The following is a 24,741-nucleotide window of genomic DNA, read 5'->3' on the forward strand; positions in this document are numbered from 1 at the left end:
TGAGGAACCCCCACCCGGCGGGCCGGTCGCCGCCTTCTCCGTGGTGCGTCAGGGCTACGACCGCACCCAGGTGAACCGGTACTTCCAGCAGCTCGAGGCGAGCTCCCGGCACACCGCCGCCGAGCGCGACTACTTCAAGCAGCAGGCCGCCGAGCTGGCCGGGCAGCTCGAGGCTGTCCGGGCGCAGATCGCCACGCTGAGCGCCCGGCCCGAGCCACCGGCCGCCGCCGCCGAGCCGGCGCCGCCGCTCCGGGACGACCGGGCGGTGCGGGTCGTCGCCGTCGCCAAGTCCCAGGCCGACGAGATCATCGCCCGCGCCCAGAACGCCGCCGAGCACACCTGGGCCGCCGCCGAGCAGGCCTCGGTCGCCCTCCGCGAGCGCTACCAGCAGCTTCTCGCCGACCTCGACCGCCAGCAGGCCGAGATCCACACCGCGCACCAGACGATCATGGAGTCGGCCCGGGCCCGGTCGGAGGAGATGACCGCGGCCGCCGAGCGCCGCCGCCGCGAGATCGACGCCGCGGCCGAGCACGACCGGATCCGGATCGACCGCGAGTTCTCCGAGTCGATGAACGCCAAGCGCACGGCGCTGCGCAAGGAGGTCGAAGCGGCGCGCTCGGCCAGCGAGGAGGAGGCCGCCCGGCGGATCCGCGAGGCCGGCGAGACTGCCGACCGCCGCCTCGCCGCCGCCACCGCCGAGGTCGACCGGCTGACCGCGCTGCGCGATCAGCTCGCCGCCCAGCTCCGGGACACCCACCAGCTCGTCGAGCGGGTCACCGCCACCCTGGCCCCCGCCGAGGCGGAGCAGTCCTTCGAGGACACCCTGCTCTTCCCGCCCGTCGAAGAGAAACCCGCCCCTACCCCCAACCCACGAGTTGGCGCCTGACACGCGTGTGTTTGCGCCTCACGTCGCTGTATTGGCACGTGGCGTCGCCGTGTTGGCCGGTGGCGTGCGGGTTGGCATCGTCACGGGCCACCATGACGTCGCGAGAGGCCAACACGGCGACGTGAGAGGCCAACATGCGCGGGGTCAGGCGGCGGCGTCGGCGGGTTCGGCCTGGGCGCAGGTGTCGAGGATGAGGGCGGCGACGCGGTCCGGGTCGTCGGTCATGGGGATGTGGCCGCAGCCCTTGAGCAGCACGTGCTGCGCGGCCGGGAGGAGCTCGGCGGCGCGGCGGGCCTGGCGCGGCCAGAGGATGCGGTCGCGGCTGCCCCAGGCGACGGTGACCGGGACGGTGGGCGCGGGGCTGGCGTAGACGTAGCCGCGGCCGGCGCGCGCGACGATGTCGAAGCCGGGTGCGGCCACGAACGCGTCGAGGTCGGCGAGCAGCAGCTCCGCGGTGAGCCGGGACGGGCGGCCGTACAGCATGCTCGCGCCGAGCAGCCGGGTGAGCTTGCGGTTGACCACCGCGGACCGGATCCGGCTCGGTGCGCGCCCGCTGTAGCGCATCGCGGTCAGCACGCCCAGCGCCCAGGCCCGGTCGCGGGCGGTCCAGAACCCCGCCGGCGCGAGCGCGGTCGCCGAGCGCACCAAACCTTGCGAGGCCAGCTCCAGCGACAGCACCCCGCCCAGCGAGTTGCCCGCCACGTGCGGCCGGGACAGCCCGAGCTGGGCGAACATCTCGGCGGCGAGCTCGACCGCGCCGGGCATGTCGTACTCCCGGTCCGGCACCAGCGGTGAACGCCCGAACCCCGGCAGGTCCACCGCGATCACCTCGTGCCGCATGGCCAGCAGGTCCAGCACCGGCTCCCACGCCTGCCACCGGTGCCCGATCCCGTGCAGCAGCACCAGCGGACTGCCCTGGCCACGTCGCTCGTAGACAACCTCGATCGGCATCCGCACTCCCTCGTGTGGACCAACCAGCTACTCCAGAGTAACAACGGTCCCTTCGAGGTGCGTGCCACCGGCGGCGGAGCGCGGGTAGAGGCCTCAGTGGCCGGTGGTGGAGAGCTGCTCCTCCTCCTCGGGAGCGGCGGCCGCGGCGCGGTTGATCCGCCGCTTGACCAGGACGGCCACGACCAGCCCGGTGACCACCGCCAGGGCGAGGCCGATCCAGGAGAACCGGGACAGCCAGTGCTCCGCGACGACGCCCAGGTAGTAGACCGCGGCGGTGGTGCCGCCGGCCCAGGTGATGCCGCCGAGGGCGTTGGCCGCGAGGAACTTGCCGTAGGGCATGTGCAGGCAGCCGGCGAGCGGGCCGGCGAGGATGCGCAGCAGCGCCACGAACCGGCCGAAGAAGACCGCCCACACGCCGTACTTGCCGAAGACCTCCTCGGCCTTGGCGATGTGCCGCGGCCCGAAGTGCTTCGGGAACCTCCGCCCGGCCCAGCCGAGCAGGCGCCGCCCGCCCTTGCGGCCGATCAGGTAGCCGATGCTGTCCCCGATGATCGCCCCGGCGCTGGCGCACACCCCGATCCACACCGGGCTCAACGCGTCGTGCTGCGAGGCCAGCAGGGCGGCGGAGACCAGCACGATCTCCCCCGGCAACGGGATGCCCAGGCTCTCCATGCCGATCACCACGCCCACGATCAGGTAGACGGTGAGCGGTGGGATCGCTTCGAGCCACTGGTCGACGTGCATCCGTGCCTTCCTCTCCCCTCGATCCTCGACCAGCTTAGGGTCTGCCCGTCTCCTGCGACCCGGTGCTCGCTGAAGAACCCGCCGGGTCCACCAGGGAGGTCCACACTGGACGACCGGTGGACAACGGGCGACGCGCGGAGAAACAGCACGTCGCCACCGGATAACAATCCTCGCGACGTTTTTCTGAGTGGCTCAAGAATTGCGGTGGCAAACCACAATGAGCACCCGAACGACTACCCGGTGTGAAATGCCCACTATCACGGTGCGAAACGAGTCAGGCGCGTACCGTAAGCACCCATACGCGCTGGTGAGAGGTGGTGCCCCCGACCGGATTTGAACCGGCACTCGACCCCTTTTAAGGGGGCTGCCTCTGCCAGTTGGGCTACGGGGGCAGGCGAAGCCTAAGGCGTGAACACGTGGCCCGGGGTCACTTTTCCCGAACTGCGCAAGCTGGACCAAGGTACATACGCCGTTCAGCGCCGATAGTACGAATGGCCTAGAGGCCGATTGGACCAGTGGACCCGGCAGGTATCAGCTTTCCGAGACCCGGGCAAACTCCGCGCGCGGATTGCTGATCTGTCCCATCGAGATGACCTCACGCCGGAACAGGCCACCGAGTAACCAGTCGGCGACGACGCGTGCTTTCCGGTTGAACGTGGGCACCCGTGCCACGTGGTATCCCCGGTGCGCCGCCCAGGCCAGGAACCCCTTCAACTTGATCCCGAAGATGTCGGCCACACCCTTGTGCAGCCCGAGGCTCGCCACCGAGCCGATGTTCTTGTGCCGGTAGGGCTTCGGCTCACGGTCGCGGAGCACCGCGATCACGTTGCGGGCCAGCAGGTTCGCCTGGCGCACCGCGTGCTGGGCATTGGGCAGGCAGACCGCGTTCGGGTCCTCGCCGATCCGGGCGAGGTCGGGCACGGCCGCGATGTCCCCGGCCGACCACACCGCGGGATGGCCCTCGACCCGCATCGCCGCGCTGGTCCGGATCCGGCTGCGCTCGTCCAGCGGGAGGTCGGAGCCGGTGATCACCGGGTTGGCCTTGGCCCCGGCCGTCCACACGATGGTGTCGCTGTCGAACTCGGTGCCGTCGGAGAGGATCACGTGGCCGTCCTCGAAGGACTTCGCCAGCGTCGACAGGTACACCTCGATGCCGCGCTTCTCCAGCTGCAGCACGGTGTAGACGCCCAGGCTCTCGCGCACCTCGGGCAGGATCCGGCCGGCCGCCTCGACCAGCACCCAGCGCAGGTCCGCCGGTTCGATGTTCTCGTAGTAGCGGGTCGCGAACCGGGCCATGTCCTCCAGCTCGCCGAGCGCCTCGATGCCGGCGAACCCGCCGCCGACGAAGGTGAACGTCAGGAGCTTGCGGCGCCGCTCGGGGTCCTCGGTGACGGCCGCCTCGTCCAGCTTGGACAGCACGTGGTTGCGCAGGTAGATCGCCTCGCCGATGGTGCGGAACGCGATCCCCCGCTCGGCCAGCCCCGGCACCGGCATCAGCCGCGCCACCGACCCGAGCGCCACCACCAGCACGTCGTACTCGATCTCGTCGGCGGTCCCGTCCGGCCTCTCCACGGTCACGGTCCGGCGGGCGTCCTCGATCCGGCTGACCCGGACGTTGAGGATGTGGCAGCGCTTGAGCACCCGGCGCAGCGGGACCACGACGTGCCGCGGCTCGATGGCGCCGCCAGCCGCCTCCGGCAGGAACGGCTGATAGGTCATGTGCGGCTGCGGGTCGATCACGGTCACCGACGCCTCGCCGGCCCGCAACTTCCGCTGCAGACCCAGCGCGGTGTACAAGCCGACATAGCCGCCACCCAGGATGACGATCCGCGTCGGGGCCGACTTCTGCGCCATGCCCCCATCGTCCCATTCCCCAGCAAGAAACGCCCGTGTGGCCCGTGTGAGCCTGGTCGCTGCGGTCTAGACCAAAGTGTTCACTGTGGACACATGAGCGGGCCGGCGGTGTCTGGACTGACGAGCAGCGCAGGGAGCGAGCGCCAGCGAGTGACCGAGCAGCGCAGGAGGGAAGACACCGCGCCAAAGGCCCGCTCACGCGAGCGGAGCGAGCCAATCAGGCACGGTAGATCAGCCAGATCATCAGGAAGGCGACCGCCGCGAGGCCGGCCAGGGCCAGGATCTCCAGCGGTGCGGTGACGTGGTCTACGCGGACCAGCGCCAGCAGGCCGGCGAGGGCGAGCACACCGGCCTGGATCGCCACGAACCGGAGGGCCGGGGTGCGCAGGGCCGACAGGTGCACCCGGGACTTCGCCGGCAGCGTCCCGGCGATCGCGCAGCTCACGTGGAACAGGTGCACCAGCGGGATCAGCGCCAGCACCGGCCCGGCCAACGGATCCCGGCCGAGCACCAGCACGGACAGCCCGACCAGGACCAGCACCAGCGTCGGCGCGGGTGACGACGGCATCGCCACGGACAGCACCACCGCCAGCACCACCAGGGCCAGGGCCGCGCCCCCGATGCCGTTGGCCATCAGCACCGCCACGATCCCGCCGGCCGCCGCCGCGACCATGATCCGCGGCACCCAGCCGGACAGGCCTCGGCCCACTGTGTCTATTTGGCTCGCTCCGCTCGCGGGAGCGGGCTGTGACATCTGGCTCGCTCCGCTCGCGGGAGCGGGCCTTGACGCGGTGTCTTCCCTCCTGCGCTGCTCGGTCGCTCGTTCCTCGCTCCCTGCGCTGCTCGTCAGTCCAGACACCGCCGGCCCGCTCGGTCCTTGAGCTCTCACCGGGCCTCCCGTTCGATCAGCACCCTGCGCCGGCCCGCTCATCCGACAGTGCTCTCCAACTCGGGAATGTTGGCCATGGTCGTGGGTCGCCTTCGCTGTCTGGTCACCGGACCACTTCTCGGGCAGACCTCGTTCCTCGGCCTACCCTCGTCGCGGTAGGCCAACTCCCTCGCCTGGCATTCCGCAAGCTTCATGCCAGCACCCCACGGCGCCGGCGGATCAGGCGGAGCATCGCGCGCAGCGCCGTCCCGTCGCCCCAGCGCACCGAGGGCACGCCGAGACCGCGCAGCGCGTCCAGCCGGACCCGCTGCTCGGCCAGCAGCAGGCCGAGAACCACCGGACCCCACGGCGTCTCCCGCGCCGGGGTCAGCGGGTGCGGCAGCAGGTCGACCGCGATGATCGGGTTGCCGCGCCGGGCGGCGTGCGCGGTGAGGTCGGCGATCGCGTCGTCGAGGAACGTGGACAACACGACGACCAGCGCCCCGGCCGGCGCCTGCACCGGGCGCAACACCGGGCGCGCGGTCCAGCCGGCGAGCCGGCCGCAGGTGACCAGCTGGTGGCGGATCCGGTCGAGCTGCCGGCGGCCCGATCCGGGCGGCACGCCGAGCCGCGGGCTGCCCAGGTCCACCAGGCCCACCCGGTCACCCTGCCGCAGGAAGCTCGCGGCCAGCGCCGACGCGGCCCGCACACCGGTGTCCAGGCTGCCGCCCGCGCGCACACCGCCGGGCGCCTGGCTCGCCCACGCCTCCACGTCGGCGCCCACGTCGACCCGGGTGTCCAGCGCGATCACCAGGTCCGCGTCCGCCTCGGCGTGCCGCTCCCGGACGTGCAGCGTGCCCGGCACCAGCTCGCCCCCGGCCGCCGCGGCGGCCCGCAGCGACACCCGCCAGTCCACCCGGCGCAACCGGTCGCCGGGCTGGAACGGCCGGATGTCGCGCAGCTCCGTGCCGTCGCCGGGACGCGGCGAGCGGTGCACGCCGACCAGCCCGGCCGCCCGCGGCGGCAGCGGGCCCGGCGGCATCAGCGTCGCCGGCGGCAGCACCAGGCGGCGCGCCTCCCGGCCGACCACCGGACCGAACACCATCAGCGCGTCCGGACCGGCGATCAGGTGGTCCGGCCGCATCTCGACGCCCTCGCCCCAGGCGTCGAACCGGACCCGGGCCGCCAGCCTGGTCGCCGACGCCGGCAGCAGGTGGACCGGACCGACCGTGGTGCCCGGCAGCGGCAGCCGGATCGCCACCAGCTCGGCCCGCGGTCCCGGATCGATCGACACGGTGACCAGGTCGTCGCGACCCTCCTCGACCGTGCGGTCCCGCCGGTGCACGCGCACCACCGGATCCCCGAACGCGGGCAGCGCCAGCATGGCACTGACCAGCAGCGGCGCACCGAGCAGCAGCAGACCCGGCTGGTGCAGGATCAGCCCCGCGATCGCGAACCCCAACCCGACCAGCACCCCGCGGGCCATCGCGTCCGTCGGCCGCCACCCGGCAGTCCCCTGGGCCCGCCGCTCCCGCAGCCAGCGCACCGCCCGCGGCTCGCGCGGCAACCCCTGCGCCCTCGCCGAGAGCCACGGGTCGGCGTTCCCCGGAAAATGATCGGCGGCGGTCATGACCGGGTGGCGGCCGGGCCGGGGACGGTGCCGAGCAGCTCGGTGACCACCTCGACGCCGGTGGTGCCGCTGCTCCAGGTCTCCGCGCGCAGGGTGAGCCGGTGGGCGAGCGCCGCCACCGCGCACTCCTTGACGTCCTCGGGCAGCACGAAGTCCCGCCCGTCCAGCACCGCGAGGGCCCGGGACACCAGCAGCAGCGCCTGCGAGCCGCGGGGTGAGGCGCCGACCTCCACGGCCCGGTGCGTGCGGGTGGCCGCGGCCAGCTCCACGCAGTACCGCAGCACGTCGCGGTCCACGTCGACCAGCTCGACGCCGTGCTGCAGCGCCCGCAACCGGTCCGCGTCGATCACCGCGCCCAGCGTGACCTCCTCGCGGCGGCGGGCGAGCCGCCGGCGCAGCACCTCGACCTCCTCGTCCACCGGCGGGTACCCGACGTCCAGCCGCAGCAGGAACCGGTCGAGCTGCGCCTCCGGCAGCGGGTAGGTGCCCTCGTACTCGATCGGGTTCGCCGTGGCCAGCACGTGAAATGGCTCAGGTAGGGGAAAAGTTCGGCCTTCGACGGTGACCTGCCGCTCCTGCATGGCCTCCAGCAGCGCCGACTGGGTCTTCGGCGGGGTGCGGTTGATCTCGTCGGCCAGCAGCAGGCCGGTGAAGATCGGGCCGGACCGGAACGCGAACTCGCGCTTGTCCGGGTCGTACAGGAACGAACCGGTCACGTCCGCGGGCTGCAGGTCCGGGGTGCACTGCAGGCGCCGGAAATCCAGGCCGAGCGCCTGGGCCAGCCCGCGGGCCATCAGCGTCTTGCCCAGTCCCGGCACGTCCTCCAGCAGCACATGGCCGCCGGCGAGCACCGCGGCGAGGGCCAGCCGGATGGTCCGCTCCCGCCCGACGATCACCATGCCGAGCGCCGACAGCACGGCGCCGGCCTCGGCCCCGATCTCGCCGACCGCCGCGCCGGCCACTCCATCCATTGTGGACTCTTCGGTGGTCATGATCCCTCCAGTTCGTCGAGCAGCGCGGCCATCCGGCGCGGCTCGGGCAGCCGCGCGTGCCGGTCGGTGAGCAGCAGGTAGAGCTCCGGGCTCAGCACCCGCCGGGCCCGCGGATCGTCCAGGCTGGTGAGGTCCTCGGTGCCGGCCCGGGCCCGCAGCCGGGCGACGGCCAGCCGGCGCAGCCGCGGCTGCACCCGGGAGGTGAACCGGTCGTGGTCCTCGGCGGCCTCGGCGAACCGGGCGGCCAGCGTGCTCGCGTGCAGCTCGGCCGGAGCGAAGGTGGGCGCCGGCTCCGGCTCCCAGTTCGCGTCGCTGGCACCGGCGAGCAGCATGCCCAGCAGCACCAGGCCGCCGATCGGCAGACCAAGCACGAACGCCCATTCGATCGGGATGGCGAGCAGGTTGTTGGCGAACAGGGCGACCGCCACCGTGCCGACGGTCGCGGCGGTCACCGCCTTGGACGGGGTCATCGGGCCACCGGCTCGACGGTCAGACCGGTGACGATCCGTTCCAGGGCCGCACCCGCCGCCTCGGCCTCGGCCGGTCCGACGGCCTCGGCCCTGGCGAACCGGGCGCGGTGGTAGAGCCGGCGCAGCTCGTCGAGCGCGTCGCCGGCCTCGCCGTGCCCGGCGCGCACCTCGGCGGTGAACTCGGTGGGTGTCTGATGGGCGAGCCGCCGCGTCCCGTGCTCCGCGGCCGCCTCCTCGAGCCGCAGCCAGGCGGCGATCACCGCGTCCCCCGGCGGTCCACCGCGGTGCGCGGCGAACACGGCCTGCGCCTCCTGCGCCGCCCGGAGCAGCCGCGCGGCCGGCACCTGGCCGTAGTCGGCCTCCTCCGAGGGGTGCTTCGCCGACGGTTCGCTCCTGCCGGACCGGCGCAGCGTGAGCACCAGCGCGGCCGCGATCGCCAGAAACAGCAGCACAATCGGGGAGAAGACGATGACCCAGCCAATGAGGTCCGCCCAGGCGCCGGGTGCCTCCGGCCGATTCACCTGCCGGCCGCGCGGCGTCTGCGGAATGTCGATCGTCGGGATCCGCAGAAACCCCAGAATCGGTTTGCCGCTCCCGACCGGCACCGCCGAAGAACCCCCCGCCACCACCGCGGCCAGCATCACCAGCGCCAGCGTCGCGAGCAGCACCGGTACCCGGTTCCTCATCCCCGCAGCATGCCTTAACCGATCGCGCGGCACATCGTCGTTATCCAGTCGATGTCAAATTCAGTCAGCTGCCGCCCGGTCACTGCCCGCCGCCACCTCCGGTCGGCGACTGGGGCGTCCCGTTGGCCGGTACGGAAACCGGAGCGGTCGGCTGGGTCGGCACGGTGATCTCGCGCTGCGCCGTCACCACCGCCAGAGAAGTGATCAGGACCGCCGCCGCCATCACGAGCAGAATCACGATCTCGAGCCGCGTGACGCGTTTCTCGAAATGGAGCATCATGAGGCGGGCGTTGTGCTCGTACGGATCATTCGTCTGCCACAGGACCCGCAGTTCGCCGATGAGGTCGCTCCGCTGGTCGGGGTCGAGGTTGCGGCCGTCGCCGAGCTCCTCGAACACCACGTGCGCCGGCCGCTGGCCACCGCGCTTTCTCGGCTTCTCCTCGGTCACCCGCCCGCCGCCGGGATAACTCGGCCGGCGGGGCGCCGCCGGCGGAACCGCCGGCGGCGGGGTGTACACCTCGGTCGGGCCGCGCTGCCCGGCCAGTACCGGCGCGGCGACCCGCGGCTGATCGGGTGTGCGGGCGGGCAGGTGGTTCACCACCGGCTCCGCCGGGCGCGAAATGTGCGGCTGTCCCTTTTCGAAGTTGGTCAGCAGCTTGGCGATCCTCGTCCGGGCATCGGTGATGCCGGCCAATTGGTCCTCGACCAGCTGCGGATACCGGCTCGGGTCGTTCAGGTACTGGGTGATCAGTTCCGCCGCGAAGCCGGCGTGCAGGTCGTCCTCGACCGTCGGATCCACCAGGACCCGGCGGCGACCCGACTGCCCGGAAGTCGGTAGCGACCGCAGGCACCAGAACCGCGGTGAGCCGTCCGCATAGGGTGACGCCTCCGGATCGGTGTCCGACCGCTCGTAGGTCGAGAATGTCCAGCTGAATCTCTGTGCCTGCGAGGACAGCACCGGGTCCAGGACGCTCCGGGCCAGGGTGAGCAACACGAGCGGATCGGAATCGGTGTCGGTGAGCACGGTGTAGTGCTCGGCCTCGCCGAGCAGAACCTCCCGAACCAGAGAGTTCAGCGCGGCCCGGTGGTCCCTGGCCCTGATTCGCACGTGGTCGGTCCACGTGGTCACCAGATGCTGCCAGTCGTACGGGCTGACCGAGCCCAGCGTGTGCCCCGGGTCGCGGTCGTACCAGCGATCCCAGCCGGACAGGAACATCGCGTAGGCGCCGAGCGCCGGACTGGGACCGACCAGGGCGTGCGAATTGTTCCGGCCGCTCTCGCCGGTGTTGAAACGGGCCAGCAACGCCGCCCACCCGTCGGCGAACTCGAAATACGAGAATGCCCGGTCCGGCACCCATTGTTTCTGCCCTATCGCGGTGGGCGACAGGCGGTTGTAGCTGCTCAGCCGGTTGTCCCACTTGTCCGCGGCGTCCGGGGTCAACCCGACCGAGTACTTCTTGACGCCGAGACCGCCCTTGGGCGTCAGACCGAAGAGAATCTGCTCGACCGACGCGTCCTGGTCGTAGTACGTCATCTGCCCACCCGTTCAGCTTCCGGCCCGGTGATCAGGCCCGCCATTGCGAAAAGAGCCAGCAGCGGCACCAGGACGCGGGCCGGGCGGATGCCCGCCGGGAACGTGTCGTCCTCGGCCACCGCCCCGCCGGTGGCTGACACGAAATGCATGGTGCAGCGCTGGAACTCGCTGTAGAGCCGCATCGCGATGGAGTTCGCGTTGGCGCTGTGCAGCAGGCCGTACACGTCGCGGCTCTCCGTCAGCATGCGGTCTGCCGACAGCAGGCCCCCGCTCCGCTCGCGAATCCAGCGGTCCGCCGGGGTCATGTAGCGGAGCCGGTCCGACTTGGTCAGCGCGACCACCGCGGGCAACGACTCGCGCCCGGCGGGCAGCCGGCTGACCGCCTCCTGCACCCACTCGTTGGAGGCGCCGGCCGGCAGCGAAAGCGTCTCGTCCACCCGGAGGTCCTGCTCCTCGGCCAAGCTCCGGAAGATCCACGGAGCGTCCTCGACGAACAGCAGGGCACCGGCGTTCACCAGGAACCGGGTGTGCCGCCCGTTCTCCGCCGGATCGCGGAAGTCCTCACCGGCCACGTCGAAGAACACCAGCGGGCGCTTGACGTTGCCACGCTGCACCACGAGCCACTCGAGGTAGGTGCCGGACCCGCCGCGGGTGCCCGGCAGCCGGCTGCCCCGCTCGAACGGGTCCAGGAAATTCCGCTTGAACGTGACGTGCTGGTAGTAGTCCAGCGCCTCGGCCCGCAGCCCGTGCTCGCCGGCCGACACCCCGCCGAGCAGCTCCCTGATCATGGCGACCACCAGGTGGGTCTTGCCCGACCGCGGGCGCCCGACCAGCGCCACCACCAGCGGGTCGGCGAAGTCGCCCAGCGTCGCGGGCAGGTAGTGGTTTGCGCTGTCCTGCGAGGGGTTGGGGCACTTGACGTACCAGCGGCGGCGCGCGTCGTCGAGCTTGGCCCCGCGCAACCCGGCCGGCCGCCGGGCCGGGTTGTACTTGCCGTCCTTGACCGAATACTCCAGCACCTCGCGCTCGTCCCAGGCGTACTCGTCCAAGCAGACCGGGCACTTCACCCGGCGGGCCGGGGGTTTCGCCGAGGTCACCGCGACCACCGTCCTTTCCGCCGGACCGGGCCGGGCACCTCCACCGGGGCCGGTTCGGGGGCGGCCGGGTACTTCTTCCCTCGCGCCTCGTCGAACGCGGCCCGTCCGGCGGCCAGCGGGTCGTAGCCGTTCAACACCGGCACCTCGGCCGGGACGACGAACCGCCGAAGCGCGTCGGCGGCGCTGGGCCGCAGTCGCAGCTCGGCGAACAGATCGGGCAGCTGCGACCGCAGCAGCGGCACCTCGGCCAGGTTCGGCAGCTCGGACTGGGCGGGCTCGCCGGTGAGCACCTCGTAGAGCAGCAGGCCGGCGTCGAGCAGGTCGTCCTCCGGCCGGGCGCCACGCCCGGACCGGTTCTGCGGGGGCTCGCCGAAGAACGTGGCGTACTCGAAGTTCACAATGGACAGCGTGGTCCGGGCCAGGTACATGCCGTCCAGGCTCAACCGGTTGTGCACCACCTCGACCAGGGCCAGCCGGGCCAGCGCGTCGAGCAGCCGGGTGGCGAACTCGATCTGCCCCTTGCCGAGCAGGCCGGTCACCGCCTCCCGCGCGGGCTGACCGCGGTAGTCGCTGACCAGGGCCCACGGCTCGCGGCTGTCCACGTCGTAGCCGACGAGCGTGGGAAACGGGCGCGCCCACTCGTTCGGAAAGGCTCGGCTCAGCCGGGCCAGCGCGCGGATCTCGTTGTCCAGCAACACGTACGCCGGGTCGGCGGAGCCCCGGCGGAGGCTTCGGCGGACCAGCATGGTGTCGTCCGGCGCCACCCGCACCCGCTGGGTGACCAGCGCCGAGCCGGGCAGGTCGACCGGCGCGTCGGCCTTGATCTCCCAGGTCTTCGTCCGCCCGTCCAGGGCCCGCCCGACGAGGGTGGCCGATGCGGCAATCTCGCTCACGCCACCGCCTCGCAAGCTCGGCGGTGGCAACCCTGGCGCCTCGTTCCTCGGCGCCGGGGCAATGCCTGGTGATTCGCTCCGCAAGCTCCGCCAAGCCTGCGTCTTCTCGTTCCTCGAAGACGCAGGAGTATTGCATGGTTCGCTCCGCAAGCTCCGCTCATGCGTACCGCCCCTCCGGGTCCTCGGAGTTGGTGGTGACCACCGGGTGCTCGTACACCACCCGGCCGGCGGCCAGCGGCATCAGCCGGAGCACGCCGATCATGTCGGTGTCCGTGGTGACCACGTCCACGTCCGCGGTGCCCAGCAACACGCGCTGGACCAGCGCCGGCGCGAACCGCACCACCCGCACGTCGGTCCAGGACACGTTGAGCGCACGGATGTCCCCCGCCTCGCAGAGCTGCACGAGCTCGTCCCGGCCGTCGCTGCGGAGCACCCGGCGACCGGCGTCGGAGCGCCGCCACAGCGCCAGGGTCAGCGACTCCCGGGCCGCGCTGTCCTCGACCATCGGCGGCTGCGCATGGATGCTGTGCGCGTCGAGGAACGCGTGATAGTCGGTCAGATCGCGGTTGGCCTCGGCGGCGAGCCGGGCCGGGTCGGTGGCCAGCGGGGCGTCCGTGCCGATGGCGTTGAGGTAGTTGTCCAGGGCCCGCATGGTCAGCGAGATCAGGTCGCCGCGCAGCACCTCGAGCAACTCTGCGGCGGCCGCGCCGTGCGCGGCCGGGTCGCGCTCCCGGTCCCGGGCCACCCGCTCGGCGTACAGCCGGGCCAGCTCGGTGATCCCGGACGCCAGCAGCAGCGCGGAGTCCGACAGCCGGCGGCGGTGCTCGAAGGTGCGCACATAGTCCCGCACCCGGTCGTCCACAGTGGACTCGATGTGGGCCAGCGTGCGGCCCGCCTCGGCCAGCCGGAGGCCGCGCAACCACCCGGCGACCGTGTACCGCCAGGCGAGGCCGGTCCCGCCGAGCGCGACGGCCAGCGCGACGAGCGTGACCACGAGCCCGGCAGGCGTAGCGCCGCCGGCCGGAGGCAGCGCCGCCCCCACGCCGAGGGCGATCGCGACCACCGGCACCGTGCCGGCGAGCAGCAGCCGGTTCCGCGGCGACCACGCCGTCGTGCTCCGCCCGGGCAGCCTGGCCAGGAACAGCGCCACCAGCACCACCCAGACCAGCCCGACCAGCAGGCCGGGCAGGACCGACCCGGTGATCCAGGTGGTAAGCAGCGTGCTCGGCGCGGCCCCGCCGCCCAGCACGCTCGCCGGCAGCGGCCACACCTCCGGCGGCTCCGGCGTGCGCATCCCGGCCAGCAGGTTCTGGCGCAGGGCCGCCAGCTCGGCGCGGGCCGCCGCGCTGCCCTCGGGCACGCTCTGGTTCGAGACGCGGCGCAGGTGGGTGGCCAGGTCGCGGAGCGAGTGGCCGGTGCGCAGGCCGGTGCGCACCAGGGTGCGCAGGTTCTCGGAGAGCGCCGGGTTGTCCGAGGGATCCACCGCGGGCACCCCGAGCCGGCTCAGCCGGTCCGCCCCACCCTGCCCGGTGGACTGCCGGTCGAGCTGGACGAGCAGCTCGTCCACGCGGTCGAGGTGCTCCTCGGCGGCGGTGGCGATCCGCGCCGGGTCCACCCGCGGCTCACCGGTGAGCAGCGCGCCGAACCCGGGGAGCGCGGCCGCGGCCGAGCCGACCGCGGCGAGCACGCCGCGCAGCTCCCGCCGGCTCCGCCCGACCGGCGACTCGGCGGTGATCAGGTCGCGCCGCGGGTCGACCGGGTCGCGCCACCGGGTCGGCGCCGGCGCCGGCGGCCACGGCGTCGCCGACCGGCTGTGCTCCATCAGCTCGTCGAGCGCCGCGGTGCGCAGGAACCGCAGCTCCCCGGCGGCCACCGTGGGGTACACGACGGACAGGCCGGGGCACACCGCCTGGTGCGGAATCGTGCGGACGACGTCGAAGACCTCGTCGAAGACCTGCGGGTTGTCCAGGGCGGCAATCAGGTCGGGCAGGCTTTGCGGCCCGTCCGCCGTGATCGGATGCGGCCGGTCGGTGCCGCCCGCCCACCGGCTGCCCCACTCGTCGCCCACCCACAGCGTGACGCCGGCGGTGCCGAGCGCGGCCGACTGCCGCAGCGCGATCTGCCCCTCTCGGGCCAGCGGGCCGACCGCCACACAGATCACCGCGCGGACATGGGTCAGCGACACCAGCCGCTGGAACCGGGAATGGTTGTCCAGCAACGTGTCGGTGCTGTCGATCACGACCACCCGATCGGCCAGCCCCTGCCGGTGCGCGGTGGACTTGTCCAACTTGTCCAAAAAGGACAGATCGGGGCCCTGGTCGCGGATGTCGAGCACGCGCACCGCCGCGCCCGCCCGAGCGGTCACCGCAGCACCCACTCATAGAGGTCGGCGAGGTTGTCCTGGTGCGCGTCCTCGGCGCGGAAGCTCATGGTCAGCGCGTCCTTGAAGGTCACCGCCCAGAACTCGTGCACCGACTCCAGCTTTCGCCGGCCCGAGGCCCGGTTCTCGGCCAGCAGCTTCGTGGTCTCCTTCGTCTCGAACTCGGCAAGCTCGACCAGGGTGCGGAACACCGGCGAGGGCTGTGCCAGTTCCCGGGTCAGGCCGTTGGGCTGGGTGTCCATGAGCCGGTCGCAGAAGTCCTGACGGATCTGCTCGCTGTCGGCGAGCACCCAGCGCTCGTACTCGGACAGCAGGCTGCTCCAGCTGGACAGCCGGGCGTACTGGGAGAGGTCCAGCTGCATGCTGATCTTCGAGTCGCCGAGGAACAGGTTGATGCTCTTCGGCGAGGTGATCTCGCCCCGGCACTCGATGTAGCCGTTCCACGCGGCGCACAGGACGTGGTGCAGGATGCGGGTCCGGTCCTCGACCGTGGTGGCCAGGTAGCCGAAGCGGTAGCCGGTGCGCTGCCGCCACTGCAGGAAGTCGTTCTTGCGCGCCTCGGCCACCGCGTCCGCCCAGTGCATGAGGATCTTCTGCACCTCGGGCACCTCGGTGAGACCCATCGAGGAGCGGAACAGCACCACCGCGATCGACTCGGCGTCGATCGGCCGGAACTCGGTGACCGAGTCGACCTCGCGCGGCAGGTTCACCTCGGCGCGCAGGAACTTCTCCAGCTCCACGTCCCGCTTCCCGCCCGGGGAGGGGTAGGAGAACAGCACCTTGAGCCGCCCCCGCCCGCCGGGCGCGAAGCCACCCGGCACCAGGCCGGCCAGCTTTCCCCGGAACTGCGACAGATCGTCCTCGTTGACCACCCCGCGAGACCGGCCCGCCGCCGCCTCGAGCAGATCGTGCAGGTTGGCCAGCAGCGGCTGGTGCGCCTCGTCGCGGTACCGGAACACGCCCAGGACCGCGGTCTTGATCAGGTCGCGGATCTTCCCGACGGCCCGGCCCGACCCGTCCACTGGGCCGTACTCCTGGAACAGCTTCTCCGCGGCGCTCCAGCCCTGCTGCCCGCCGATGATCGTGTTGACCAGCACGGCCGGGGTCGCCGAGGCGTGCACCTGGTACTGCGACACGTAGACCGAGACCAGCCGGCGCATCGCCGCGGTGTAGAAGGCGGGCAGCTGGCCCTGGCGGGGCAGCAGGTAGGACACCCCGACCCGGGGCTCGTACAACGCCTTGGCGCGCCGGGCGAAGCGGGCGTCCTCGGTCCGCGCGTGGTCGAGGAACCCCTCGACCAGCGCCAGGATCTCGCGCTCCACCGTGCGCAGCTTCGGCTCCCAGCGGGCGGCCTGCAGGTTCCAGGCCGCGTGCCAGGCCCGCTGCGCCCGCCACGCGAACCACTCGTCCTGCTGCTGCACCGCGGCGCGCACCTGCGCGTCGGCGAACCGGACCTTCTTCCACCAGCGCAGCTTGCGCACCTCCGGAACCGGCCCGTTCAGGGCCATCCCTTGCGGCGGCGGCGGTTCGCTCCGCCGGCTCTCCACCAGCTTGAGGAAACCGAGCTGGCTCAACGGATCGCCCAGGGTCTGCTCGCCGAGCAGCGCCCGCGCCACCCGGAACGCGCCCACCTCGCCGATGGCCATGGAGACCGCCCGGCGCGGGTTGAACTGGTTGGCCATCTCCGGCACGTTCTGGGCCAGCGTCTGCTCCAGCGCCTTGATGCTGGACTCCATGGTGCGCTTGCGGGTGTTCAGCATGGCCAGGATCGCGTCCAGCCCGTCCACCGCGGGCGGCGAGGCGATCGGCAGCGGCGCCCGGTGCAGCAACGGGTCGATGTTGGAGTTCTGGAACAGCTGCGCGATCAGGTCCCGGTTGCTCTCCCCGGCCATGCCGGTCGGCGTGGTCATCTCGGTGACCGCGTCGGCGAGCAGCCGGGAGCTGACGATGTCGGCCAGGTCCTCGGCCGGCACCGTCATCGAGGCCACCGCGCTGGTGGACACACCGCGCTTGCCGATCCCGGTCGCAGCCGGCACGCCCCGCTCGGTGGCGCTGTTGATGAAGCTGTCCGCGAAGGACTGGAAGTTGCGGTCCAGGTACTGGCCGCCCTCGATGTCCGCGGGCAGGTCGGTGCCGATCAGCGAGAGCAGCAGCGACACCACCGAGCGGTGCAGGTCGTCCCGGTGCATGCCGGCGGTCAGGCTGAACAGGAACGCGGTCTGCACGGTGGAGGCGCGCAGCCGGATCTCGTTGCCGTCCGGGTAGAGCACGGACAGCGAGCCGCGGATGCCCCTTCGGTCCAGTGCGGTGCCGGCGACCTGCGAGTTCTGGTCGTCGACCAGCCGGAACAGGTCCAGCAGCGCGCGGGCGGCGTTGAGCTCGGCCGGCCGGCCGCCGCCCAGCCCCTCCTCGAACGCCGACGGCATCAGCACCAGCGGGAAGATCCGGGCCTTGTACCGCTCCGCCGCGAGCACGTCCCCGAGCAGGTGCAGGTAGTCGAAGAACAATCCGGCGCCGGTCCCGCCGGCCACCGAGAACGCCACGAACACGTCCACCGAGTCGCGCAGCTTCCCGCCCAGCCGGGACAGGTGCTCGCCGGAGTTGCTGATCGCGCCGATCGCCTTGTACAGCGAGGTGCGGGCGGGCGCGAGGCCCGTCCGGAACGTCTCGAACAGCGCGGCCCGGCCCACCGTCGGCAGCTGCCCGGCGCCCTTGGCCAGCGGGCCCACCCGGGGCTCGCTCTCCGGCGGCGGCAGCCAGTCCTCGATCGCGGCGGGGGCGCTCAACCGCAGGCTGCGCGCCACCTCCGGGTAGGTGTCGTAGGGCGGCACCAGCTCACGCACCATCGTGTAGGTGCGCTCGGCCGCGGGCAGGTGGCTGCGGTCCGGCACGGCGCGGTTCTCGATGTGGCTGAACTCGTCCTCGGCCAGATCCGCGTAGACGAACTGCAGGCAGCTGGGCAGCTGGTAGGGCAGCAGCTGCTCGTTGCCCGGGATGCGCTCGCGCAGCGCGGTCCCGTCCGGGCCGCACAGCTCCTCGCGCAGCCGCCGCTCCAGCTCCGCACCGATGCGGCAACCCGTACCGCCCAACCCGACGAACAACATGGGCTGGTAGATCTGCATATCATCCTCCTGCCGGCGGTCCGGCGAACGTGAGTCGAGACGAGCGCCCGCGGGCGCTCACAGGTACGGGTCCCGCGCGGTCGGCTGCGGGCCGGACGGGCCGGGTTCCTCCTCAACCGGTTGCGTGGCGTAGTGGTCCGTCTGGGCCTCCTGGTTTCGCCGGAGCTCGTCCAGGGAGACCGTGATGCTCAGGTCCTCGCCGACCTCGACGGACTGGTCCAGCTGCATCGAGTGGCGCTCTCCGTACGGCGTCAGCAGGGTCAGGCCCGCGCGCGACCGGGTCAGCGTGAACGCGGTCGGGTCGCCCGGCTGCGCCACGTCCAGCGCCGGCACCAGGGTGTGCATGGTCACGGTGAACCGGAACTGCTTGGCCTTGCGGGCCTCGGTGTGCAGGTAGGCCCGCTGTCCATTGCGGACGGCCTGCACCATCAGACCCTCCACCTCCTGTGAGCGGCGCCGGGCGACCAGCCAGAGCGCCAGCGCGACCACGGCGATCCCGGCCACCGTGCCCAGAACCCATTGCAGGATGGGCGGAGGCGGTGGCGGGTAGGCGACCTCGACGGTGAACGGCTTCTCGTGGAAGACCGTGCCGGCGTCGTCGCCGTCGACCACCTGCACCACGCCGGTGGTCACGCCCTCGGGCGTGTTCGCGGCGAAGACCATCCGGAACTCGAACGTGGTCCGGCCCGGGTCGACCTCGCGCACCGCGTCGTCGGCCGGGACGGTGATCGCGGCGTCGCCCGCGCCGCGCACCTGCACCCGGACCTTGTGCCGCTGCCCGGTGTTGTTGGTCACCGCGACGCTGGCCCGGACGGTCTCTCCGGGGGCGACCCTGGTGCTGATGGTGGGCAACGTGGCGGCCGCCAGAATCGGCGGGACCTCCGGCGCCACCCGCACCGTGGCCAGCGCGTCGGCGGCGCTGATGCCCAGCCCGCTCACCGTGCCCTTGAACGTGATCTCGTCGGTGACCTCCTGCGGGATGGTCAGCCGGCCGGTGAACGTGCCGTCGACCGCGGTGTCCGGGTCCTGCCCGTTGTCCAGCATCGCGATCGGCTGCACCGGAAGGTCCTTTCCGGACAGTTCCGCGGAGAACGCCAGCCCCCTGAGCAGATCCGGCTGGGTGACCGGCTTTCCGCCGCGCAGCACGACCTGCAGCGACACCGTGACCGGCTGGCCGACCGCGGGCGCGGGCGGGTCGAGGAGCAGCAGCGCCTGCGCCGCGCCCAGCCAGGTCACCGTGGTCAGCACGTTCTGGGCCGGGACGCCCTGCCCGGAGGAGACCCGCACCTTCCACTGCCCGGGCACGGGGTCGACGATGTGCAGCACCTCCACCGGGCTGTTCTCGCCGCTGACCTCGAACTTGCCGCTGCCGGTCTCGCCCGACTTGGGTACGGACTTTCCTTGCGGGTCAACATAGTCGACGCCGATCCGGCCGTCGTGCTTGGCCACGATGATCGACCCGTCGGTGGCGATGACCGGGATGGTCACCGGGATCTCCACGCTGGCACCGGAGCCGACCGGCGTGTTCTGGATCGGTCCGACGCCGGCGCACCGGCCCGAACTGAACGCGCGCAGCAGGGCGTCGGCGACGTCGGCCGAGCTGGACACCACCGTGGCCCGCGGCTGGGGGACGTTGGGACCGCACGAGCCCCGGTACCCGCCCTCGGCGAAACCGTTGAGCGCGTTGGTGTCCACCTTGCCGAAGCCGAGCGGCCAGACCTGTACGCCGGCGTCCCTGGCCTGGGTCAGGGTCTGCCGGATGACCTCGCGCGCGGCGTCGTTGCGCTGGTCACCGGTCTTGTTCGCGCCGTACCGGGGACTGTCGGTGACATCCAGGACGCCGTCGGTGAGTAGGAAGATCAACTTCGGCCCGTCGGCGGGGGAGCCGTCCCGCAGGTAGCTCATCGCCTGCTGGAGCGCCTCGGCGTGATCGGTGCCGTCGCCCTCCGGCCGTGTCCGTTTGCGCAGGCCGCTCACGCACTGCGCGATGTGGTCGCGTTCCGCGGGACCGGACAGCACCAGGGGCGGGCAGACGACGTCCACCGGTGACCTGGTTCCGTTGTCGCTCGCGAAACCGACCACCGAGACGGTGGATTTGGTGGACAGTTCGGACTGTCCTATCAGGCTGGCCGCGTCCCGCTCGCGATCCATGTCCGGCTGACTGATGCTGCCCGACTCGTCGACAAGAATGACAATCTTGGCCGGCTTGAGGTCAATGTCCTGATTTTGTCCAACAGCTGTCATGTCCCGTTCAGCGACAGCCGAAACCACACCACCCGAATGGCCTAACAGGGTCAGGAGGAACGCGGCGGCAAAGATTCGGATCATCGCAGGTCGTACCCTACTTCCACTGCTCGGCCCTGCCCTCCAACCGTTCTTGGACGAGCCCGGGCCGCCGGCTCAATTCCTAGTCGACGACCCGGCACCCGCCGTTACCTCAATGACCATGCAACGGCTGCCACCGCCCTCCGGCTCCCCCTTGTGTCCGAGCGATGCCGAATTGTAATCACGAGCCCGCGCAACGCCCTCCCAGCGCCCGGCGATACTGCCAGACATGGCCGCCCCCGGGCAGAGCGCACCCAGCGATATTCGCGCCCTCGTCACCACATCCGACGGCACCCGATTCATCACCGGCGCCGAAGACGACGCCATCCGCCTCTGGGCGACCGATCCGCGCCGGACTCTGGATTCCGCCCCGGCCCATCGAGACGGCGTGCTGGCACTGGACATTTTTGAACACAAAGGTGACACCTTCGTGTTCAGTTCCGGAGGCGACTGTCAAGTCCGTCGTTGGCGGCTGGTGAACGACCAGCTGGTGGAGCGGACCGACCTGAGCGAAATGCTCGCGGACAGCGAAGTACGTGCCCTGGCGGTGACCCGGGCCTGGGTGGCCACCGCCGGCCGGGACGGCCAGCTGCGGCTGCGCCTCCATCGCAGCGGCCGGGTCATCGTCGGTCACACCGGAATAGAGGCATTCTCTCTGGGCGTGGCCCCGAACGAGCGAACCATTGTCATCGGTGGCGCCAACGGTGCCGTCCAGGTTTGGCAGCTCAACCAATCGCGGTTGACGATGTTGACGGCGATGCCGGCATCCAGCGGCGCCACGGCCAGAAGCCTGCTGGTCGTGGACGAGGAAAAGGTGATCCTCGGCCGGGACGATTCGACCCTCACCGAGTGGAACTGGAACGTCGACAGCACGGTACTGTTCGACCCACACCATTCCGGACCGATCCACGCGCTCGCACGAGCCTCGCCGAACACATTCCTGTCCGCCAGCGCGGATGGGAAGGTCCTGAAATGGCGACTCGCCGGCAAGGACCTGCTGGAGGACACCGGGCTCAGATTTCCAGCGGGCGTATTCGCGCTGGCCGTGCCGACCTCGTCCACCAAGCCCATGCTGTTTGCTGCGGGCGGCCACGACCACATCGAAGTTCTGCTGGACCGCGCACCGATCAGAAGCGCCTTTCGGGGGCACACCGGTGCCGTCCGGGCCATTGCGGTCAGCGAGAAGGGCGATCTGGTCGTCACCGGCAGCGCGGACGGAACCGCGCGCCTGTGGAACGAGTCCGGCGAGGATCAGGGCGTATTGCGCGGCCACAACAACACGGTCTCGGCGGTCGCCGCCTGGCCTCGGGACAATTCCCAGGTCGTCACCGGCAGCGAGGACGGCACGATCACCGTGTGGGACCGGTATGGCAGGTCGCCACGCGGCCTGCCGATGTCGCACGGCGCCCAGGTGTGGGCGCTGGCCGTCAGCCCGGACGGCACCCGGATCTTCTCCGGCGGGAACGACCGCACGGTCCGGCAGTGGCGGGCGGACACCCGCACCCAGAGCGGCCCGTCCTGGTCGGATGCGAAGAAAGCCGTGTCCGCCATCGCCATCTCCGGAGACGGCTCGTACGCCGTCATCGGCGACGACGACGGGGACATCGCCTTCTGGCATCTGGAGCAGGACCGCCCGGGTATGTCCCGCAAGGCGGTGGCGGACGGGCGGCAGGTCCGCTCCGTGGCCATCGACTTCGGGGGCAACCTGGCCGCGGTAGGCGGCGAGGACGGTGCCATCACGCTCTGGAACGTGCGCACCGGAGCCCGGATCGGTGATCCCATCATCACCGGTCACGGCGACGTGCTGAAGGTCCTGCTGCCCGAGGACGGGGAGACCCTCATCTCCTGTGGCGCCAACGGGTCGGTCGAGCGCTGGAACCGCCATACCGGTCAACGCGTCGGCCGCGTCCGGCCCAGGTTCCTCGCCGGCAAGGTCCAGGCCATCGCGCTCATGCCGGACGGTGAGCTGATCGTGGCCGGCGGCAGCGAAGGAGACATCGCCCTCGTCCGGACCACCGGCACGCCGGAGGTGCCGCGCCGGGTACCGCCGGGCACGGGCTCCGTCTCCGTCGACCCGCCGCATCCGAACCCGACCAGCGACGAGCCGACCCCGCACGACACCATCGGCAACACGAAGGACGTGCGTGCGCTCGCCGAGCTGATCGCCGCCCGGCAGACGTCGGTCCCGCTTTCCTTGGCGTTGCTGGGTGATTGGGGCTCCGGCAAGTCGAGCACCGTGCTGCAGGTGCAGGACCGGGTCCGTGACCTGGCCGAGAGCACCCGCGGGGACCCGGCCAGGTCGTTCTGGATCTCCAACGTGCGTCAGATCCGGTTCAACGCCTGGCACTACAGCGACACCCACGTGTTGACCGGGCTGTACGAGCAGATCCGCGACAGCCTGGACCAGAACCCCTTCAACGATCCCGATCTGGACCAATCAGCGCTGCCGCCGAACGAGGAGCGGGACGCCGTGCGGCGTCGGCACCAACGGCTGATCCAACGGAAGAAGCAGCTGGCATCCCGGGTCGACGCCGCGAAGTCGGCGAGGATGTCCCTGACTCACCCGGTCACCCTGCTGCGCCATGCCCGGCGACTGCACCGCGAAGCCGCGGCCATCGGACGTTCCGAAATCGACGAGATCAAGCAACAGGTTTCCGAGATCGCCGGCTCGCCCCGCACCCGGGCGATCTGGTGGTTCCTGGGCATCCTCGCGCTCGTGATCCCGGTGGGGATCATCGGATGGGCCCTGATACCCGAGACCTACCGCGTGTTGTGGTCGGTGGTCGCCGGAACCTCGACCGTGCTCGCATCCGGGGGCGCCGCGCTCCGGAGGTTCATCGACGACCAGAAGAATCGATGGGCTGAGGAAGCTCGTGCGGTCGAGGCCGAGCTGGATCGGACGGCCACGCGGCGCAGCGCGGTCGATCCGGACTTCCGGCTGCGCCAGATCATGGCTGACCTGAAGGAGTCGGACACCATTGCCCGGCACCGCGGCGTCGTCGGCGACGTCCATCGCGATCTGCGGAAGCTGGCCGAAGCGCTGACCCGGGCGAACGAGGACCAGGAACCGGAAACGCTGCCGGTCGTGGAACGCATCGTGCTGTACATCGACGACCTCGACCGGTGCTCGCCGGCTCGGATGATGAAGGTCATCGAGGCGGTGAACCTGCTGACCTCGATGCCGATCTTCATCGTGGTGGTCGCCATCGACCCGCAGGTGCTGTTCCAGCGACTGGAGAACGTGCCCGGTCGCGCCATCGACGGCGAGCGGGAGCACTGGCAGGTGCTCAGCCTGCTCGACAAGGTGTTCAACGTGGTCTACGCCATGCGTCCGCTGGGCGATCGCCGCGCCAACTACCTGCGCAGCCTGGTGAGCGACATCGCGCTGGACCACACGGACGCCGTCCCCGCGATCCCGGTGCCCACGTCCGGCGGGCCGCAGCCCGGCACGGAACCGCATCCGAGCGGCTCACCCGACCCGGTGAAGCCGACGCACATCCGGTTCTCCCACCCGCCACCGCAGGCCTGGGACCCGCCGAGCCGTGCGCTCCGCATGCACCGGAAGGAGTTCGATCTCCTCGTGTCGCTCGCCGACCTGCTGCCCGGCCCGCGCGCGGCGAAGAAACTCATGAACATCTACCGGCTCATCCTCGCCGAGGTGCACGAACCCGATCGTTCACGCTATCTCAACGGGGAATACCAAGCCGCCGCGATCATGGCCGCCGGTCTGGTATCCGCGCCGGTCGCCTTCGCACGCCTGATCGACTACCTCAGGAACGTGAAGTGCGAGCACGAGGAGGAAATGCACCAGGACATCGTGGATTTCCTCGACGCCGCCGACGATTCATGCCAGCCGCTCGCCACCACACTCAGCGAACGAATTGCCCGGCACACCGACGAGAACCACGACTCTCTCCGCTGCGCCGAGCGTTACCGGAACTGGTCGATCAAGGTGGCCCGGTACAGCTTCGAGACGTACCGGAAATACGATCCGTCCTTGATGGACGCGGCCGATACGGGAAGTCGCTGAGTGCGACGCGGTTGAGAGTCGACACATGCCCTGAAGGCGGCTTTCAGGACGCTGAACGTCCCGAAGGCCGCCTTCAGGACATTGGTCAACGCCCCAGCTACAGCCCCGCGTACTCCTTCGCTCGCAGCAGGACCTCACGCAGCATGGCCGGGGTGAGCTTGCCGGTGAAGGTGTTCTGCTGGCTGACGTGGTAGCTGCCGAGCAGATGGAGCGACGAGCCGGTGTCGGTGGCGGGGAGTTCGACGTGGGCGGCGTGGGTGAAGAGGGGACGGGGGGTGG

Annotated in this window: 16 protein-coding genes, 1 tRNA gene and 1 pseudogene; 2 read left to right on the forward strand and 16 right to left on the reverse strand. The window is 71.3% G+C overall.

Annotation, left to right across the window (positions count from 1 at the left end):
* Positions 1-886 (forward strand): hypothetical protein (locus VGR06_RS24245; RefSeq protein ID WP_327561417.1); only part of this gene is annotated, 886 nt, incomplete at its 5' end.
* 144 nt (positions 887-1,030) lie between these two features.
* Here the strand turns inward: VGR06_RS24245 and VGR06_RS24250 are convergent.
* The 15 genes from VGR06_RS24250 to VGR06_RS24320 all read right to left on the reverse strand — a co-directional run bounded on the left by VGR06_RS24250 (position 1,031) and on the right by VGR06_RS24320 (position 20,351).
* The gene (locus VGR06_RS24250; RefSeq protein ID WP_327561418.1) at positions 1,031-1,837 is read right to left on the reverse strand and encodes an alpha/beta hydrolase; all 807 of its coding nucleotides are present in this window, start codon (positions 1,835-1,837) and stop codon (positions 1,031-1,033) included.
* A 93-nt stretch (positions 1,838-1,930) separates the two neighbouring features.
* Positions 1,931-2,581: a DedA family protein gene (locus tag VGR06_RS24255; protein WP_327561419.1), complete on the reverse strand. Its 651-nt coding sequence runs from the start codon at positions 2,579-2,581 to the stop codon at positions 1,931-1,933.
* Between the two features lie 315 nt (positions 2,582-2,896).
* A tRNA-Leu gene (locus VGR06_RS24260) sits at positions 2,897-2,973 on the reverse strand.
* Between the two features lie 139 nt (positions 2,974-3,112).
* On the reverse strand, positions 3,113-4,435 hold the full coding sequence (locus tag VGR06_RS24265) for an NAD(P)/FAD-dependent oxidoreductase (protein WP_327561420.1): 1,323 nt from the start codon (positions 4,433-4,435) through the stop codon (positions 3,113-3,115).
* Positions 4,436-4,652: 217 nt separating this feature from the next.
* The gene (locus VGR06_RS24270; protein WP_327561421.1) at positions 4,653-5,144 is read right to left on the reverse strand and encodes a hypothetical protein; all 492 of its coding nucleotides are present in this window, start codon (positions 5,142-5,144) and stop codon (positions 4,653-4,655) included.
* Positions 5,145-5,514: 370 nt separating this feature from the next.
* The gene (locus VGR06_RS24275; RefSeq protein ID WP_327561422.1) at positions 5,515-6,933 is read right to left on the reverse strand and encodes a DUF58 domain-containing protein; all 1,419 of its coding nucleotides are present in this window, start codon (positions 6,931-6,933) and stop codon (positions 5,515-5,517) included.
* Entirely contained in the window at positions 6,930-7,925 is a 996-nt protein-coding gene (locus VGR06_RS24280; RefSeq protein WP_327561423.1) for a MoxR family ATPase, read from the reverse strand. The genes VGR06_RS24275 and VGR06_RS24280 overlap by 4 nt, the downstream gene beginning before the upstream one ends.
* A complete protein-coding gene (locus VGR06_RS24285; protein ID WP_327561424.1) occupies positions 7,922-8,395 on the reverse strand; it encodes a hypothetical protein in 474 nt (157 codons plus the stop codon). The genes VGR06_RS24280 and VGR06_RS24285 overlap by 4 nt, the downstream gene beginning before the upstream one ends.
* Complete coding sequence (locus VGR06_RS24290; protein WP_327561425.1) at positions 8,392-9,081, reverse strand: DUF4129 domain-containing protein; 690 nt, start codon at positions 9,079-9,081, stop codon at positions 8,392-8,394. The genes VGR06_RS24285 and VGR06_RS24290 overlap by 4 nt, the downstream gene beginning before the upstream one ends.
* 79 nt (positions 9,082-9,160) lie before the next feature.
* Entirely contained in the window at positions 9,161-10,615 is a 1,455-nt protein-coding gene (locus tag VGR06_RS24295; RefSeq protein WP_327561426.1) for a hypothetical protein, read from the reverse strand.
* The gene (locus VGR06_RS24300; RefSeq protein WP_327561427.1) at positions 10,612-11,721 is read right to left on the reverse strand and encodes a TRAFAC clade GTPase domain-containing protein; all 1,110 of its coding nucleotides are present in this window, start codon (positions 11,719-11,721) and stop codon (positions 10,612-10,614) included. The genes VGR06_RS24295 and VGR06_RS24300 overlap by 4 nt, the downstream gene beginning before the upstream one ends.
* Positions 11,709-12,605, reverse strand: a complete 897-nt coding sequence (locus VGR06_RS24305; protein ID WP_327561428.1) for a hypothetical protein — start codon at positions 12,603-12,605, stop codon at positions 11,709-11,711. Before VGR06_RS24305 ends, VGR06_RS24300 begins: the two co-directional genes overlap by 13 nt.
* A gap of 157 nt (positions 12,606-12,762) precedes the next feature.
* Positions 12,763-14,970 (reverse strand): hypothetical protein, encoded by a 2,208-nt coding sequence (locus VGR06_RS24310; RefSeq protein ID WP_327561429.1) that lies wholly within the window; start codon positions 14,968-14,970, stop codon positions 12,763-12,765.
* Positions 14,967-18,107, reverse strand: coding sequence for a tubulin-like doman-containing protein (locus tag VGR06_RS24315; RefSeq protein ID WP_327561430.1), 3,141 nt, complete (start codon positions 18,105-18,107; stop codon positions 14,967-14,969). The genes VGR06_RS24310 and VGR06_RS24315 overlap by 4 nt, the downstream gene beginning before the upstream one ends.
* 57 nt (positions 18,108-18,164) lie before the next feature.
* Positions 18,165-20,351, reverse strand: a complete 2,187-nt coding sequence (locus tag VGR06_RS24320; RefSeq protein ID WP_327561431.1) for a VWA domain-containing protein — start codon at positions 20,349-20,351, stop codon at positions 18,165-18,167.
* A 310-nt stretch (positions 20,352-20,661) separates the two neighbouring features.
* Between VGR06_RS24320 and VGR06_RS24325 the strand changes: the two genes are divergently transcribed.
* Entirely contained in the window at positions 20,662-24,462 is a 3,801-nt protein-coding gene (locus VGR06_RS24325; RefSeq protein ID WP_327561432.1) for a P-loop NTPase fold protein, read from the forward strand.
* A gap of 97 nt (positions 24,463-24,559) precedes the next feature.
* On the opposite strand, the pseudogene VGR06_RS24330 reads toward VGR06_RS24325, so the two are convergent.
* Positions 24,560-24,741 (reverse strand): annotated as a pseudogene (locus VGR06_RS24330) (uracil-DNA glycosylase); the annotation flags it as partial.

It is taken from the genome of Actinophytocola sp. (assembly GCF_036002505.1).
Lineage (GTDB): Bacteria > Actinomycetota > Actinomycetes > Mycobacteriales > Pseudonocardiaceae > DASYTH01.

Coding starts and splice junctions, on each gene's coding strand:
- VGR06_RS24250 (WP_327561418.1), bottom strand. CDS start 1,837: ATGCCGATCGAGGTTGTCTACGAGCGACGTGGCCAGGGCAGTCCGCTG.
- VGR06_RS24255 (WP_327561419.1), bottom strand. CDS start 2,581: ATGCACGTCGACCAGTGGCTCGAAGCGATCCCACCGCTCACCGTCTAC.
- VGR06_RS24265 (WP_327561420.1), bottom strand. CDS start 4,435: ATGGCGCAGAAGTCGGCCCCGACGCGGATCGTCATCCTGGGTGGCGGC.
- VGR06_RS24275 (WP_327561422.1), bottom strand. CDS start 6,933: ATGACCGCCGCCGATCATTTTCCGGGGAACGCCGACCCGTGGCTCTCG.
- VGR06_RS24280 (WP_327561423.1), bottom strand. CDS start 7,925: ATGACCACCGAAGAGTCCACAATGGATGGAGTGGCCGGCGCGGCGGTC.
- VGR06_RS24285 (WP_327561424.1), bottom strand. CDS start 8,395: ATGACCCCGTCCAAGGCGGTGACCGCCGCGACCGTCGGCACGGTGGCG.
- VGR06_RS24290 (WP_327561425.1), bottom strand. CDS start 9,081: ATGAGGAACCGGGTACCGGTGCTGCTCGCGACGCTGGCGCTGGTGATG.
- VGR06_RS24295 (WP_327561426.1), bottom strand. CDS start 10,615: ATGACGTACTACGACCAGGACGCGTCGGTCGAGCAGATTCTCTTCGGT.
- VGR06_RS24315 (WP_327561430.1), bottom strand. CDS start 18,107: ATGCAGATCTACCAGCCCATGTTGTTCGTCGGGTTGGGCGGTACGGGT.
- VGR06_RS24320 (WP_327561431.1), bottom strand. CDS start 20,351: ATGACAGCTGTTGGACAAAATCAGGACATTGACCTCAAGCCGGCCAAG.
- VGR06_RS24325 (WP_327561432.1), top strand. CDS start 20,662: ATGGCCGCCCCCGGGCAGAGCGCACCCAGCGATATTCGCGCCCTCGTC.